Raw genomic sequence first — 12,634 nt, 5'->3', positions numbered from 1 at the left:
CTCCTATGCGTTCCGGGAACGGACGACACCGTCGCCCCCGTCAGGCCCCCGCCATCGTCGTCGCCGCGGGCGTGACCGGATCCGCCATGGCACTGCCGCTGCTGGCCTCCGGATCCGCCTCCGCCGCCGACGCCGCCACCTGGGACCGGGTCGCCGAGTGCGAGTCCGGTGGCCAGTGGAGTGCCAACTTCGGCAACGGCATGTACGGCGGCCTCCAGATCACCCAGGACAGCTGGGAGCGGAACGGCGGCCTCGCGTACGCGCCCAGCCCCGACCTCGCCAGCCGCGCCCAGCAGATCGCGGTGGCCGAGAAGGCGCTCGCCAAGGGCAGCGACGAGTGGGCCACCTGTGCCCCGATCGCCGGCCTGAAGAACGACGGCAAGGCCACCGGCGTGAACCCCGGCCCGGCCGCCGTCCCCACGACCCCCGGTGGGCCCCTCCCCGAGTCCAACCGCACGGCGGACGCCCCGGCCGCCCCCCAGGGCTCCGTCGGGCAGGCGCAGCGGTCCGCCGCGTCCGCGACGCCGGTGGCGCCGGCCACGCCGGTCGTTCCGAGCGCTCCGGTGACCTCCGCCACCCCGTCGGCACCGACCGCGCCCACCACCCCGGTGGCCCCGGACGCGTCCGTTACGCCCGGTACGCCGGATTCTTCTGACGTGTCGAAGGGTGACACGCCGTCGGCCACACCCGGCACCGGCAAGCACCGGGGTGAGGCCGCACCGGAGGAGTCCGGCGAGTCGGGCGGATCGGCTGAATCGGGTCGACACGCCTCGAATACGGACAAGTCCACGGGGGAAGTCGACGCCACGCCGGTGACTGACGGGACGAAGGAATCGGGCGCAACGGACAGTCAGGGCACTTCGGGCGAGTACACCGTGCAGCCGGGTGACAGTCTGTCCGGCATTGCGCAGGAGAACGAACTCCCCGGAGGCTGGACCGCCCTCTATGACGCCAACCGGCAGACGGTGGGCCTCGATCCGGACCTCATCCTGCCTGGTCAGAGCCTCGATCTGACGCCGGGTTCGGTGGCGGCGGCCGAATAGTTCGCGGGGTTATGTCCGGTTCTGGGCAAGTGAGACATGGGTCTCTTCGCCCCAACTGGCGTGTCACGTCCGCAAACTTTGCTCCCGTCACCTCTCACCTGCACAAACACCGCCCACCGGAGGGCAAGCAGGGGCGATATTTCCGCAATGGGCCTCTTTGAACTTCCGGTGGGTCTGTGTCTACGGTCGTCACCGCTCGCCACCGCGGGCCCCGTCGACCGAAACGCCGAATCCTGCCGTCGGCCGATGGGAACAGTCGTCGCGCAAGCGCCGAAGGCAGGAGTGGGGGACCCAAGGTAAGTGCCGGCCCCGGCCGTCGAGACAGACGGCCGACGACCGGCTTGGGGTGAAGCCGCGTGCTAGGACACGCGGCCGGGCAACTTTCCGGCCCGAACCCGACAGCTCACCTCACAGGCGTCGGTGAGGAGAATCCCCATGCTGTTTTCCGCCAAGGGCAAACACCGTCGTCCCTCCAAGGCCACCCAGGTCGCCACGCTCGTCGGCGTCACCGGTGTCGCCGTCGCCGCCCCGCTGCTGACCGCGGGCACCGCCTCGGCCGCCACCACCGCCGAGTGGGACACCGTCGCCCAGTGCGAGTCCGGCGGCAACTGGTCCATCAACACCGGCAACGGCTTCTACGGCGGCCTGCAGTTCACCAACTCCACCTGGGCCGCCTTCGGTGGCACCGCCTACGCCCCGCGCGCCGACATGGCGTCCAAGGCCCAGCAGATCTCCGTCGCCGAGAAGGTCCTCGCGGGCCAGGGCAAGGGTGCCTGGCCGAGCTGCGGCGTCGGCCTCTCCAGCGCCGCCTACGACGGCGGCGCCGCCGAGAGCGCCCCGAAGCAGGAGGCCGCCCCGAAGCAGGAGGCCGCCCCCAAGCCGCAGGAGCGTCGCGCCGAGCAGCCGACCACCCGCAGCGAGCAGCGCCAGGCCCCGAAGGCCACCGCCAAGAAGACCGTCACCACGCCCACCGGCAAGACGGTCAAGAAGGGTGACGGCGAGTACAAGGTCGTCACCGGCGACACCCTCAGCAAGATCGCCCAGGCGCACGGCGTCAAGGGCGGCTGGGCCAAGCTCTTCGAGCTGAACAAGGACGTCGTCGAGAACGCCGACCTCATCTACCCGGGTCAGCAGCTCCACCTGAAGTGAGCCCGGCGGCTCGCGTGAGTCCGGCGGCTCACGCGGCCCCGACGACCCTCCCGCGGTGACCACCCCGGTCCGGCGCGCCCTTCCCCCGTGCGCGCCGGACCGGGGTTCCCCCTTTTAAGGAGGACCCGCCTCCTTGTTCCTGGGGGACCTCATGGTTACCGTCCAGTAGATCTGGGGTCCTTCGTCCCGCAATGCGTGCCCTTGGGTCCTTTTTCGTCCCAGCGGGCGGGCGCACGGCGGGCGGGAGCCCCCGAGCCGGTTAGGCTCTTGTCGCAAGGCCGAGCGACCCTGCACCGACCTTGCGTCACATCCCGCGTCACATCCCAGAAGGAGATGCTCGTGCCGTCCATCGACGTCGTCGTAGCCCGGGAAATCCTGGACTCCCGAGGCAACCCCACGGTCGAGGTCGAGGTCGGCCTCGACGACGGCAGCACCGGCCGTGCTGCCGTTCCGTCCGGCGCCTCCACCGGTGCGTTCGAGGCCATCGAGCTTCGCGACGGTGACCCGAACCGCTACCAGGGCAAGGGTGTCGAGAAGGCCGTCCTCGCCGTCATCGAGCAGATCGGCCCGGAGCTCGTCGGCTACGACGCCACCGAGCAGCGCCTGATCGACCAGGCCATGTTCGACCTGGACGCCACGGAGAACAAGGGCTCGCTCGGCGCCAACGCCATCCTCGGCGTCTCCCTCGCCGTCGCGCACGCCGCCTCCGAGGCCAGCGACCTCCCCCTCTTCCGCTACCTGGGCGGCCCGAACGCGCACCTGCTGCCCGTTCCGATGATGAACATCCTCAACGGTGGGTCGCACGCCGACTCCAACGTGGACATCCAGGAGTTCATGATCGCCCCGATCGGCGCGGAGTCCTTCTCCGAGGCCCTCCGCTGGGGCACCGAGGTCTACCACACCCTCAAGTCCGTCCTGAAGACCAAGGGCCTCTCCACCGGCCTCGGCGACGAGGGCGGCTTCGCCCCGAACCTGGACTCCAACCGCGAGGCGCTCGACCTCATCCTGGAGGCCATCAAGCAGGCCGGCTACGTCCCGGGCAAGGACATCGCGCTGGCGCTCGACGTCGCCGCGTCCGAGTTCTACAAGGACGGCAAGTACGAGTTCGAGGGCAAGTCCCGCTCGGCCGCCGAGATGACCGAGTACTACGAGGAGCTCGTCTCCGCGTACCCGCTCGTCTCCATCGAGGACCCGCTGTTCGAGGACGACTGGGCCGGCTGGAAGGTCATCACCGACAAGCTCGGCGCCAAGGTGCAGCTCGTCGGCGACGACCTGTTCGTCACCAACCCGGAGCGCCTCGCCCGCGGCATCGACGAGGGCACCGCCAACGCCCTGCTCGTCAAGGTCAACCAGATCGGCTCGCTCACCGAGACCCTCGACGCCGTCGAGCTCGCCCAGCGCAGCGGCTTCAAGTGCATGATGTCGCACCGCTCCGGCGAGACCGAGGACGTCACCATCGCCGACCTCGCCGTCGCCACCAACTGCGGCCAGATCAAGACCGGCGCCCCGGCCCGCTCCGAGCGCGTCGCCAAGTACAACCAGCTCCTGCGCATCGAGGAGATCCTCGACGACGCCGCGGTCTACGCCGGCCGCAGCGCCTTCCCGCGGTTCCGCACCGCGTGATCACGAGGGTCGACGGCTGACACAGCTCTGATCCGGACGTCCCCGCACTCGGTCCCGTACCGTGTGCGGGGACGTCCGCGTGAACAGGGGAGGCGACACGACATGGCCGCGAAGGACCGGGACCGGTTCTCGACCGCGACCCGGATCAGGCTGCTCGGCGAGCAGACCGCCGCCCGTGTCTACCGCTCCCAGACCCGCCGCCAGGCCCGCCGCTCCCGGCTCACCGGCCGTGCGGCCTTCCTCGCCCTCGTGGTCTGCTCCCTCGTCGTCGCGCTCGCCTACCCGATGCGGAGCTACGTCTCCCAGCAGGGCGAGATCGCCGAGCAGGAGCGCCGGGCCGCCGAGGCCGCCCGGCGGGTCGAGGAGCTGAAGGACGAGAAGGCCCGCCTCCAGGACCCGGCCTACGTCCGCCGCCTCGCCCGCGAACACCTGCACTACGTGCTCCCCGGCGAGACCGGCTTCACCGTGAACGACCCCGACGCGGAGCAACGGCCCCGCGCCGACCAGGGCGCGGCCGACCGCCCCTGGTACGACAACCTCTGGGACGGCGTCGACCACGCCGACCGCCCCTGACCCCTCCGCGACACGAGCAAGGCAGACATGGAAACGCCCCCTCCGCAGACCGAACGCACCGAGCCCACCGAGACGGACATCGCCGCCTTCGAGCTCCAGCTCGGCCGCCCGCCCCGCGGCCTGCGCGCCATCGCGCACCGCTGCCCGTGCGGCAACCCGGACGTCGTCGAGACCGCGCCCCGGCTGCCCGACGGCACGCCGTTCCCGACCACGTACTACCTGACCTGCCCGCGCGCCGCCTCCGCCATCGGCACGCTGGAGGCCAACGGGGTCATGAAGGAGATGCAGGCCCGGCTCGCGACCGACCCGGAACTCGCCGCCGCCTACCGGGCCGCGCACGAGGACTACATCGCCCGCCGTGACGCCATCGAGGTCCTGGAGGGCTTCCCCAGCGCCGGCGGCATGCCGGACCGGGTCAAGTGCCTGCACGTCCTCGTCGGCCACTCGCTGGCCGCGGGACCGGGCGTGAACCCGTTCGGCGACGAGGCGCTCGCGATGCTGCCGGAGTGGTGGGCGAAGGGCCCCTGCGTGAACCCCTGCGCCGACAGGGAAGAAGGAGAGAAGTGACCCGGGTCGCCGGCATCGACTGCGGTACGAACTCCATCCGCCTCCTCGTGGCCGACGTCCACCCCGAGACGGGTGAGCTGATCGAGCTGGACCGCCGGATGACGATCGTCCGGCTCGGGCAGGGCGTCGACAGGACCGGACGGCTCGCCCCCGAGGCCCTGGAGCGCACCTTCGCGGCCTGCCGCGCGTACGCCGAGGTGATCAGGGAGCTGGGCGCGGCACGGGTCCGCTTCGTCGCCACCTCCGCCTCCCGGGACGCCGAGAACCGCCAGGACTTCGTGGACGGGGTCGTCGAGATCCTGGGCGTCGAGCCCGAGGTCATCACCGGCGACCAGGAGGCCGCGTTCTCCTTCACCGGCGCCACCGGCGAGCTGCACGGGGACGACCGCCGCCTGGTCGTGGACATCGGCGGCGGCTCCACCGAGTTCGTCGTCGGCAACAAGGACGTCGAGGCGGCCCGCTCCGTCGACATCGGCTGCGTCCGGCTCACCGAGCGGCACGTCCGCCACGACCCGCCGACCGCCGAGGAGGCCGACGCGATCCGCGCCGACGTCCGCGCCGCGCTCGACCTGGCCGCCGAGACCGTGCCGATCGACACGGCCGAGACCCTCGTCGGGCTCGCCGGCTCCGTCACCACGGTCGCCGCGATCGCCCTCGGGCTCCCGGAGTACGACTCCGAGAAGGTCCACCACTCCCGGATCACCGCCGCCCAGGTCGCCGAGGTGACCGAGCGGCTCCTCGCCTCCACCCACGACGAGCGGGCCGCGATCCCCGTCATCCACCCCGGCCGGGTCGACGTGATCATCGCCGGGGCGCTCGTCCTGCGGGAGATCGTGGAGCGCGTCGGGGCCCGCGAGGTCGTCGTCAGCGAGCACGACATTCTCGATGGGATCGCCCTATCCGTGGCATAGCGGGCGGCTATCGACCCCTCCGGCGACACCCTGTCGGAAAAGGTTCGTGAAGTTCTTCACAAGGAAAAGGGCCCTGATGGCGCCCGAGGAGGGTCTTTAGGCCCTCCGAGGGGCGTCCCAGGGCCCTTTCGCAGGTTCGGGGCCTGATTCGCTCGATGTTTCCATCGTGTGAACCAGGGCTCCGGTTCAGCGTTAACGGCCGCTCTCCAGGCCAGTTCACGGGGGGTGAACAACGTTCGCCAGTGCACCCCGGTTCCTTTGCAGCACCATGATGTGGATCACGTGGGCGGCGGAGTGTAGCAGAGGTGTCCGCAGAGCTTGTGAAGGGGCGCACGAGCACCCCCCTCAGGAGGGGTGGATACTCGATCCCATGAGCACCACGGAGCGTCCCAGGATCCTCGTAGTAGGCGGCGGGTACGTAGGCCTGTACGCAGCTCGGCGCATCCTCAAGAAGATGCGCTACGCGGAGGCGACCGTCACGGTCGTCGACCCGCGGTCGTACATGACCTACCAGCCCTTCCTCCCCGAAGCCGCCGCCGGCAGCATCTCGCCGCGTCACGTCGTCGTCCCGCTGCGACGCGTCGTCCGCGGAGCCGAGGTGCTCACCGGCCGGGTCACCACCATCGACCAGGACCGCAAGGTCGCCACGATCGCGCCGCTCGTCGGCGAGGCGTACGAGCTGCCGTTCGACTACCTGGTCATCGCCATGGGCGCGGTCTCCCGCACCTTCCCGATCCCCGGTCTCGCCGAGCAGGGCATCGGCATGAAGGGCATCGAGGAGGCCATCGGCCTGCGCAACCACGTCCTCGAGCAGCTCGACAAGGCCGACTCGACCACCGACGAGGAGGTCCGCCGCAAGGCGCTGACCTTCGTCTTCGTCGGCGGTGGCTTCGCCGGCGCCGAGACCATCGGCGAGGTCGAGGACATGGCCCGCGACGCCGCGAAGTACTACCAGAACGTGTCGCGCGAGGACATGCGCTTCGTCCTGGTCGACGCGGCCGACAAGATCCTTCCCGAGGTGGGCCCCAAGCTCGGCCAGTACGGCAAGGAGCACCTGGAGAGCCGCGGGATCGAGATCTACCTCGAGACCTCCATGGACTCCTGCGTCGACGGCCACGTCGTGCTGAAGAACGGCCTTGAGGTCGACTCCAACACGATCGTCTGGACCGCCGGCGTGAAGCCGAACCCGGCGCTCTCCCGCTTCGGTCTGCCGCTCGGCCCCCGCGGCCACGTGGACTGCAACGAGAAGCTCCAGATCAACGGCCTCGACTACGCCTGGGCCGCGGGCGACAACGCCCAGGTCCCGGACCTGGCCGCGATCAAGGCCGGCGTCCCGGCCGAGCGCGCCTGGTGCCCGCCGAACGCCCAGCACGCCCTGCGCCAGGCCAAGGTCCTCGGCGACAACGTCGTGGCCGGCATGCGCGGCTTCCCGCAGAAGGACTACAGCCACGCCAACAAGGGCGCGGTGGCCGGTCTCGGTCTGCACAAGGGCGTCGCCATGATCGTCATGGGCAAGATGAAGATCAAGCTCAAGGGCCGTCTCGCCTGGTACATGCACCGTGGCTACCACGGCATGGCGATGCCGACCTTCAACCGCAAGATCCGCGTCTTCGCCGACTGGACCCTCGGCATGTTCCTCAAGCGCGAGGTCGTGTCGCTCGGTGCCATGGAGACGCCGCGCGAGGAGTTCTACGAGGCTGCCAAGCCCGCCCCGGCTCCGGCCGCCAAGGCGCAGGAGAAGGCCAAGGCCTGACCTCCTGGTCCCGCAGTACCCGCAGTACCCGCAGTACCCGTCATACACGCAAGGCCGTAAAAGGGCCGTCCGCCATCCGTGGTGCGGACGGCCCTTCGGCGTGTTTTGCCGACTTGTTGCGCGGCGACGGGACTGTAAACGCCTACGGACGGTGTTCCCTTGGTGACGAGCATTTCTGGGGCACGAGATCACGGAGGTGTGCACCATGGCCGACGCCGCGTCGCGGCTGACGACACTCGCCGAGGAACTCCTCGGAGGACCGCTCCCGGTCCGTCTGCGAGCCTGGGACGGCAGCGAGGCCGGCCCCGCGGGCGGTCCCGTCCTGATCGTCCGCGACCGCCGGGCCCTGCGGAGGATGATCTGGAAGCCCGGCGAACTGGGCCTGGCCCGCGCCTGGGTGGCCGGCGAGATCGACGTCGAGGGGGACCTCTACGCGCTCCTGGACCGGCTCTCGGGCCTCCTGTGGGAGCGCGGCGAGGAGACGAGGAGCCTGCTGGACTCCGTACGCGACCCCCGGCTGCGCGCCGCCGCCCGTTCCCTGCTGCGGCTCGCGGGGCCGCTGCCGCCGCCGAAGCCCCCGGCCGAGGAGATGCGGGGGCGCCACGGCAGGCAGCACAGCAGGCGCCGTGACAAGCAGGCGATCAGTCACCACTACGACGTGGGCAACGACTTCTACGAGCTGGTCCTCGGCCCCTCGATGGTCTACTCGTGCGCCTACTGGACGCCGGACGGCACCCTGGAGGACGCCCAGCGCGACAAGCTGGACCTCATCGCCCGCAAGCTGCACCTGAAGGAGGGCGACCGGCTCCTCGACGTGGGCTGCGGCTGGGGCTCCATGGCCATGCACGCCGCCCGCGAGTACGGCGCCAGGGTCGTCGGCGTCACCCTCTCCCGCGAGCAGGCCGCCTACGCCCGCAAGAGGATCGCCGACGAGGGCCTCACCGACCTCGTCGAGATCCGCGTCCAGGACTACCGGGACGTCACGGACGGCCCGTACGACGCGATCTCCTCGATCGGCATGGCGGAGCACGTCGGCTCCGTGCAGTACCGCGAGTACGCCGACACCCTGTACGGCCTCCTGAAGCCCGGCGGGCGGCTCCTGAACCACCAGATCTCCCGGCGCCCCGAGCCCGACGAGGACGCCTACGAGATCGACGCCTTCATCGACGCGTACGTCTTCCCCGACGGTGAACTCGCCCCCATGGGCCGCACCCTGACGACCCTGGAGGACGCCGGCTTCGAGGTCCGCGACGTCGAGGCGATCCGCGAGCACTACGCGCTCACGCTGCGCCGCTGGGTGGCGAACCTGGAGGGCGACTGGAGCCGGGCGGTCCGGCTCACCTCGCCCGGCCGGGCCCGGATCTGGCGGCTCTACATGGCGGCCTCGGCGGTCTCCTTCGAGCGCAACCGGATCGGCGTCAACCAGTTCCTCGCGGTGAAGACCCCGGGGTCGGGGAAGAGCGGCACGGCGCTGCGGCCCCGCGTCTGGCAGGAGTGAGAACGCGGAAGGGCCGGTCCCCCCGACGGGAGACCGGCCCTTCCGTGTCCGTCGCTACTCGGACTTGATGGCGGAGAGCATGTTCAGCCGCGCCGCGCTCCGGGCCGGCCACAGGGAGGCGAGGACGCCGACCAGGGCGGCCAGCACCAGGAACAGCCCGATCCGGTCCCAGGGCAGGACCAGGCTGTAGCCCGGCAGGCTGCTCTTGATGGTCTCGCCGACGGCCCAGCCGAGGAACGAGCCGAGGCCGATGCCGACGACCGCGCCGAACACCGAGATGACGACGGCCTCCAGACGGACCATCCGCTTCACCCGGCGCCGGTCGAGACCGATCGCCCGCAGCATGCCGATCTCCTGCTGACGCTCGAAGACGGACATCGCGAGAGTGTTCACCACACCGAGGACGGCGATGATCAGGGCCATGCCGAGCAGGCCGTACATGATGTTCAGCAGCATGTTGATCGGGCCGCCGAAGGCGTCACGGATGTCCTTGTGGTCCATGACGGTGATGGCCGGGTTGTCGCCCATGGCCTTCGACAGGGCCTTCTCGTTGGCCGCCGTGGCGCCGCCGTCCGTCTTCACGAAGATCTGCGGGACGTACGCCTGCTCCTCGTGGGCGAGGAGGATCTTCTTGTCGATGAGCACGGGCGAGACGAACTCGCTGTCCTCGTAGATCGCGCCGACGGTCAGCCGAGCCTTCTGCTTGTCCATGTACTCGACCGGGACGGTGGCGCCCACCTTCAGGCCGCGCTTCTCGGCGGTCTTCTCGGCGACGGCGATCTTCCCCTCGCCGAGCGAGGCCATCGAGCCGTTCACGACGGTCAGCTTGAGGACCTTCTCGACCGCGCCCGGGGTGACGCCGGAGGCCGAGGTGTAGGTGCCCTTGATGTCGAGCGCGCCGGCCTGCTGCGGCGAGACCGCCGTGACCCCGGGAGCCTTCTCCAGCGCGGCGAGCGCCTCCTGGCTGAGGCCGGTGCCGCTGGCCATGGTGACCATGTAGTCGGCCTTGATCTGGTCGGTCGTCGCCTTGTCGAGGGCCGAGCCGACCGTGGCGCCGAGCACCGAGAGGCCGGTGACGAGGGTCAGGCCGATGGCGAGCGCGGAGGCGGTGGCGCCGGTGCGGCGCGGGTTGCGGACCGCGTTCAGGCCGGCGAGCTTGCCGGAGATCCCGAAGACGCCGATGAAGAGCGGGCGGATCAGGGCGATCACGGGCCGCGACAGCATCGGGATGAGGACGATGACACCGATCAGGGTGAGGAACGCGCCGCCCGCGATGAACATGCGGCCCTCGTCGCCGCCCTGGCCGGCGCCGAGCACGATCAGGACGGCGCCGAGCGCGGTGAGCGCGGCACCGAAGGAGTTGCGCAGGACGAGCGACTTGGTGCTCGCGGTGGCGTGGACGCTGCTCATCGCGGCGACCGGCGGGATCTTCGCGGCGCGGCGGCCGGGCAGCCAGGCGGCGAGCATGGTGATCAGGACGCCGACGCCGAAGGCGGAGAGGGCGGGGGTGGCGCCGAGGACCAGGTCGCCGGCCGGGACCTTCATGTCGAAGGCGGTCATGGCCGAGCGGAGTCCGGCGGCGAGGCCGATGCCGAGGAGGTAGCCGACGGCGGAGGCGACCAGGCCGACGAGACCGGCCTCGGCGAGGACGGAGCGGGTGATCTGCTTGCGGGAGGCGCCGACGGCGCGCATCAGCGCGAGTTCCTTGGTGCGCTGCGCGACCAGCATCGTGAAGGTGTTGGAGATCAGGAAGACGCCGACGAAGAGCGCGATGCCGGCGAAGCCGAGGAGGACCTGGTTGAGGGCGCCGAGGCCGGCCTCGATGTCCTTGGCCTGCTGGTCGGCGAGGGCCTTGCCGGTCTGCGCGGTGGCCGTCTTGGGGACGACCTTCAGGACCTCGTCGAGGACCTTGTCGGCGTTCGCGCCGGGGGTGGCGGTGACCGTCAGGTTCTGGAACCAGCCGGGCTTCAGGTAGAGCTTCTGGGCGACGGAGGTGTCGAAGACGACCAGGCTGCCGCCGGCGTTGACGGCGCCGTCCTCGGTGGTGAAGACGCCGGAGAGGGTGTACTCCTTCACCGGGCCGTTGGTGGCGACGCGGACGGTGTCGCCGATCTTGTAGCCGCCCTTGTCGGCGGTGTCCCTGTCGAGGGCGATCTGGCCGGCCTGGGCCGGGCCGCCACCCGAGACGAAGGTGTACGCGCGGTCCTTGCCGTCCTTGCCGGGGGCGAAGTTGGTGCCCTTGTTCGACCAGCCGACCCCGATCAGCTTGCCGTTCTTGTCGGGGACGCCGGCGAAGCCGTCGACGCGGGGGCTGACGGAGGCGACCCCGTCGAGCTTCGCGACCTCGTCGACGACCTTCTGGGAGAGGCCGGGGGTCTTCCGGGCCTCCTCCGGGTCCGGGTACATCTCCACGGCGACGGCGACGTCGTCGTAGCTCTTGGCCGACTGGTTGCGGAAGGCCTGGCCGAGGGTGTCGGTGAAGACGAGGGTGCCGGAGACGAAGGCCACGCCGAGCATCACGGCGAGGACGGTCATCAGCAGTCTCGCCTTGTGCGCGAGGACGTTGCGCAGGGCGGTACGGAACATGGGCGGGTCCTGGAGTCCTGGGAGTGGGGCGGTGGGTACGGGGCGACGCGGGTGCGTCAGCTCGTACGGCCCTTGGCGTCGAAGGCCTTCATGCGGTCGAGGACGCCGTCCGCCGTCGGGCGCAGCATCTCGTCGACGATGCGGCCGTCCGCGAGGAAGATCACGCGGTCCGCGTAGGAGGCGGCCATCGCGTCGTGGGTGACCATGACGACGGTCTGGCCCAGCTCGCGCACGGAGTTGCGCAGGAAGCCGAGGACCTCGGCGCCGGAGCGGGAGTCCAGGTTTCCGGTCGGCTCGTCACCGAAGATGATCTCGGGGCGGGAGGCCAGGGCCCGGGCCACGGCCACGCGCTGCTGCTGGCCGCCGGAGAGCTCGGACGGGCGGTGGCTGAGGCGGGCGGAGAGGCCGAGCATGTCGATGACCTGCTGGACCCACTGCTTGTCGGCCTTGCGGCCGGCGATGTCCATGGGGAGCGTGATGTTCTCCTGGGCGGTCAGCGTCGGCAGCAGGTTGAAGGCCTGGAAGATGAAGCCGATCTTGTCCCGGCGCAGCTGGGTGAGCTGCTTGTCCTTCAGGGTGGAGAGCTCCGTCTCGCCGATGCGGACCGAGCCGGAGGAGAAGGAGTCCAGGCCGGCGACGCAGTGCATGAGCGTCGACTTGCCGGAGCCGGAGGGGCCCATGATCGCGGTGAACTCGCCCTGGCGGAAGTCCACGCTGACGCGGTCGAGCGCGACCACCTGGGTCTCGCCGTGTCCGTAGACCTTGGTGAGATCCACGGCGCGGGCGGCCACCGCGGTGGCGCGGGACACGGTGGGGGTGGTGGTCACGGGAGGACTCCTGTCACTGCGACTGCGATTCGGGAACCCCTCCATCCTTTCGAGCGTTCCGGTCCGGAGCGTCCGCCCAGGTGCCCGTTCCGGGGGCCCTCTGG

Annotated in this window: 10 protein-coding genes and 1 riboswitch; of the genes, 8 read left to right on the top strand and 2 right to left on the bottom strand. The window is 70.6% G+C overall.

Annotation, left to right across the window (positions count from 1 at the left end):
- The first annotated feature begins 86 nt into the window (after positions 1 to 86).
- From ABTY59_RS16545 to ABTY59_RS16510, 8 genes are all read left to right on the top strand, one after another.
- Entirely contained in the window at positions 87 to 1,043 is a 957-nt protein-coding gene (locus ABTY59_RS16545) for a LysM peptidoglycan-binding domain-containing protein (RefSeq protein WP_352019654.1), read from the top strand.
- 258 nt (positions 1,044 to 1,301) lie between these two features.
- Positions 1,302 to 1,475, top strand: a riboswitch (cyclic di-AMP (ydaO/yuaA leader).
- 3 nt (positions 1,476 to 1,478) lie between these two features.
- On the top strand, positions 1,479 to 2,192 hold the full coding sequence (locus ABTY59_RS16540; RefSeq protein ID WP_352019653.1) for a transglycosylase family protein: 714 nt from the start codon (positions 1,479 to 1,481) through the stop codon (positions 2,190 to 2,192).
- Between the two features lie 339 nt (positions 2,193 to 2,531).
- Positions 2,532 to 3,815, top strand: coding sequence for a phosphopyruvate hydratase (gene eno / locus ABTY59_RS16535; protein WP_352019652.1), 1,284 nt, complete (start codon positions 2,532 to 2,534; stop codon positions 3,813 to 3,815).
- A 102-nt stretch (positions 3,816 to 3,917) separates the two neighbouring features.
- Complete coding sequence (locus tag ABTY59_RS16530; RefSeq protein WP_189805618.1) at positions 3,918 to 4,388, top strand: FtsB family cell division protein; 471 nt, start codon at positions 3,918 to 3,920, stop codon at positions 4,386 to 4,388.
- Between the two features lie 27 nt (positions 4,389 to 4,415).
- The gene (locus tag ABTY59_RS16525; protein WP_352019651.1) at positions 4,416 to 4,955 is read left to right on the top strand and encodes a DUF501 domain-containing protein; all 540 of its coding nucleotides are present in this window, start codon (positions 4,416 to 4,418) and stop codon (positions 4,953 to 4,955) included.
- On the top strand, positions 4,952 to 5,866 hold the full coding sequence (locus tag ABTY59_RS16520) for a Ppx/GppA phosphatase family protein (RefSeq protein ID WP_352019650.1): 915 nt from the start codon (positions 4,952 to 4,954) through the stop codon (positions 5,864 to 5,866). Before ABTY59_RS16525 ends, ABTY59_RS16520 begins: the two co-directional genes overlap by 4 nt.
- Before the next feature lie 370 nt (positions 5,867 to 6,236).
- Entirely contained in the window at positions 6,237 to 7,619 is a 1,383-nt protein-coding gene (locus tag ABTY59_RS16515) for an NAD(P)/FAD-dependent oxidoreductase (RefSeq protein ID WP_352019649.1), read from the top strand.
- A gap of 205 nt (positions 7,620 to 7,824) precedes the next feature.
- Complete coding sequence (locus tag ABTY59_RS16510; protein WP_352019648.1) at positions 7,825 to 9,117, top strand: class I SAM-dependent methyltransferase; 1,293 nt, start codon at positions 7,825 to 7,827, stop codon at positions 9,115 to 9,117.
- A 54-nt stretch (positions 9,118 to 9,171) separates the two neighbouring features.
- Here the strand turns inward: ABTY59_RS16510 and ABTY59_RS16505 are convergent, their stop codons facing one another.
- Positions 9,172 to 11,703, bottom strand: coding sequence for an ABC transporter permease (locus tag ABTY59_RS16505; RefSeq protein WP_352019647.1), 2,532 nt, complete (start codon positions 11,701 to 11,703; stop codon positions 9,172 to 9,174).
- Between the two features lie 56 nt (positions 11,704 to 11,759).
- Complete coding sequence (locus tag ABTY59_RS16500) at positions 11,760 to 12,530, bottom strand: ABC transporter ATP-binding protein (RefSeq protein ID WP_352019646.1); 771 nt, start codon at positions 12,528 to 12,530, stop codon at positions 11,760 to 11,762.
- Positions 12,531 to 12,634 lie beyond the last annotated feature (104 nt).

It is taken from the genome of Streptomyces sp. NPDC096079, from assembly GCF_040303145.1.
In the GTDB taxonomy this organism is placed as follows: domain Bacteria; phylum Actinomycetota; class Actinomycetes; order Streptomycetales; family Streptomycetaceae; genus Streptomyces.
This window is presented reverse-complemented; position numbering and strand designations above follow the sequence as displayed.

What these genes read in the sequence shown, in the direction of transcription:
- ABTY59_RS16530 (WP_189805618.1), top strand. Translation starts at nt 3,918, where the DNA reads ATGGCCGCGAAGGACCGGGACCGGTTCTCGACCGCGACCCGGATCAGG.
- ABTY59_RS16525 (WP_352019651.1), top strand. Translation starts at nt 4,416, where the DNA reads ATGGAAACGCCCCCTCCGCAGACCGAACGCACCGAGCCCACCGAGACG.
- ABTY59_RS16515 (WP_352019649.1), top strand. Translation starts at nt 6,237, where the DNA reads ATGAGCACCACGGAGCGTCCCAGGATCCTCGTAGTAGGCGGCGGGTAC.
- ABTY59_RS16510 (WP_352019648.1), top strand. Translation starts at nt 7,825, where the DNA reads ATGGCCGACGCCGCGTCGCGGCTGACGACACTCGCCGAGGAACTCCTC.
- ABTY59_RS16540 (WP_352019653.1), top strand. Translation starts at nt 1,479, where the DNA reads ATGCTGTTTTCCGCCAAGGGCAAACACCGTCGTCCCTCCAAGGCCACC.
- ABTY59_RS16545 (WP_352019654.1), top strand. Translation starts at nt 87, where the DNA reads ATGGCACTGCCGCTGCTGGCCTCCGGATCCGCCTCCGCCGCCGACGCC.
- ABTY59_RS16505 (WP_352019647.1), bottom strand. Translation starts at nt 11,703, where the DNA reads ATGTTCCGTACCGCCCTGCGCAACGTCCTCGCGCACAAGGCGAGACTG.